Origin of the sequence: Neisseria weixii, assembly GCF_042658245.1 — a bacterium.
In the GTDB taxonomy this organism is placed as follows: Bacteria; Pseudomonadota; Gammaproteobacteria; order Burkholderiales; family Neisseriaceae; genus Neisseria; species Neisseria weixii.
In genome coordinates, this window is record NZ_JBHSPY010000065.1 from 1 (window position 1) to 2693 (window position 2693).

At 48.4% G+C, this 2693-nt stretch carries 1 protein-coding gene; it reads left to right on the top strand.

All coding sequences use genetic code 11. From position 1 onward, the window contains the following. The first annotated feature begins 372 nt into the window (after nucleotides 1-372). A complete protein-coding gene (gene ppk1, locus ACFPVS_RS13570) occupies nucleotides 373-2433 on the top strand; it encodes a polyphosphate kinase 1 (RefSeq protein WP_096294409.1) in 2061 nt (686 codons plus the stop codon). The last annotated feature ends 260 nt before the right edge of the window (nucleotides 2434-2693 follow it).

The window sequence follows — 2693 nt, forward strand, 5'->3', positions numbered from 1 at the left end:
ATCGGGCAGCCGGTTAATTTTGAGCAACGGGCAGCTGCCGGTATGTTTGCCCGTCATGATTCGGGCTTGTTGGTGGAAGAAGCTGCTCATAAAAAAAACTCCTCTGAATTCTTTAGGGGGAATTTAGGGGAGTTTTGGTTTTTTTGCAAAGGTCTCGGCCTATTCATAACCGTCAGGCCATCTGAAAACATCCATTTCAGACGGCCTGTCATCAAACATTCACAGAGCTTGGGTATGCTTGCCCGTTGCCTTTTAGCGCCCATCCCAACCCAACCGGCCACGGTTACACCGCCCTGAAAACGCGCTATACTGAATATATGATTGATGACTTTAATTTTAACAAGATACCTATGTCTGAATAGGGGGAAAATTATGCCTGACCAAAACCGAATTCTCTGTCGCGAGCTGAGCCTGCTCGAATTCAACCGCCGCGTGTTGGCACAAGCGCAAGACCCGAGCGTGCCACTATTGGAACGTTTGCGTTTTTTGTGCATCGTTTCTTCTAACTTAGATGAATTTTTTGAAGTCCGTGTCGCTTCGTTGAAACGCGACCAAAAGCTCTGTCCGCATATTGTGCTGGACAACGGCAAAACACCGTCTGAAACACTTGAAGATGTTTCTGCGCAGGCACACGCTTTGATTGAAGAACAATATGCGCTGTTTAATGAAGTGTTACAGCCGGAATTAGCCAAGCAAGGTATTCATTTCTACCGTCGCCATACTTGGACTTCCGAGCAGCAAAAATGGATTAACGAATATTTCGACAACGAATTAATGCCGATTTTGACGCCCATCGGCCTTGACCCCTCGCACCCCTTTCCACGCGTATTGAATAAGTCCCTCAATTTCGCAGTGGAACTGGAAGGCACAGATGCCTTCGGGCGCCCGTCCAGCATGGCGATTGTGCAAGCGCCGCGTATTTTGCCGCGTGTGGTGAAAATGCCGTCTGAAATTTGCGATGGTAATGAAGGCTTTGTATTCCTGTCGTCTATTTTGCACGCGCATGTGCATAAGTTGTTTTTGGGCATGGAAGTCAAAGGCTGCCACCAGTTCCGTTTAACGCGCGACAGCGATTTGACCGTTGACGATGATGATTTGGAAAACCTGCGCACCGCCATTCAGAGCGAATTACGCGATCGCGAATACGGCGACGGCGTGCGCTTGGAATTGGCAGACACCTGCCCGCAGCATATCTGCCAATTCCTGCTCGACCAATTCAAATTGAAGCCTTCCGAGGTCTATCAAGTAAAGGGGCCGGTCAATCTGGTGCGCTTGAATGCCGTCCCGGATTTGGTGGACCGCCCCGATTTGAAATTTACACCGCCAGCAAGCGTTGGCCGTCTGAAAAAATTGGGTAAAAACGGCTCTGTTTTGGATTTAGCCAGGCAAGGTCCGATATTACTGCACCATCCTTACCAGTCGTTTGACCCGGTGGTTCAAATGATTCGCGAGGCGGCCAGCGACCCAGATGTATTGGCTGTCAAAATGACGATTTACCGCACCGGCAGCAATTCCGAATTGGTCAAAGCGCTGATGCGCGCCGCGCTGGCGGGCAAACAAGTGACCGTGGTGGTCGAATTGATGGCGCGCTTCGATGAAGCCAACAACGTCAGCTGGGCGCAAAAATTAGAAAACGTTGGTGCGCACGTGGTGTACGGTGTATTCGGTTATAAAGTGCACGCCAAAATGGCCTTGGTCATCCGCCGTGAAGAAGGCCGTCTGAAAAGCTATGCACACTTAGGCACAGGCAACTACCATCAAGGGACATCGCGTATCTACACCGACTTTGGCTTAATTACGGATGATTCCGACATTACCGCCGATGTAAATACTTTATTTATGGAAATCACCGGCTTAGGCAAACCGGGCCGCTTGAATAAGCTTTATCAAAGCCCGTTTACGCTGTACCCGATGATTATCAGCCGTATCCAGCGGGAAGCCGAGAACGCCCGTGCAGGCAAACCGGCCAAAATCATCGCCAAGATGAATTCTTTGATTGAGCCGAGCGTAATCGAAGCTTTGTATGCAGCCAGCGCTGCCGGCGTACAAATCGAACTAATTGTGCGTGGCATGTGTACCCTGCGCCCGGGAGTAAAAGGCCTGTCGGATAACATCCGCGTGCGTTCCATCATTGGCCGCCAACTCGAACATTCACGTATTTTCTATTTCTACAACAGCGGCAAAGAAGATACCTATATTTCCAGCGCTGACTGGATGGGGCGTAACTTCTTCCGCCGTATCGAAGTGGCCACACCGATTCTGCATCCGGCTCTCAAAACGCGTGTGATTCACGAAGGTTTAACCATGGCGCTGGAAGACAATACCAAAGCATGGGAAATGCAGCCCGACGGCTCATATCTCCGCATTCAAGCCGCAGAAGGCGAAGCATTGGTAAATTTGCAAGAAGATTTATGGGTGATGTACAGTAAATAATCTTTCTTGGATTGATTATTGATGACAAGGCCGTCTGAAACATTGTTTGTGATAACCATGTTTTTCAGACGGCCTGAATCTTTAAAACTCCATTTAAAACATAAAAAGCTATGTCCTACGTTTTCTTACTTGCCTATTGATAGGAGCGCTTTATACCAAATATAAAATAAGGGGCTGTACTAGATAACTAGGGAAATCTAATTTCAGGTTAGAATAATCCCTATGAGAAGAAGCCGTTTAAGTCAGTACAAGCAAAACAA

What these genes read in the sequence shown, in the direction of transcription:
- ppk1 (WP_096294409.1), top strand. Translation starts at nt 373, where the DNA reads ATGCCTGACCAAAACCGAATTCTCTGTCGCGAGCTGAGCCTGCTCGAA.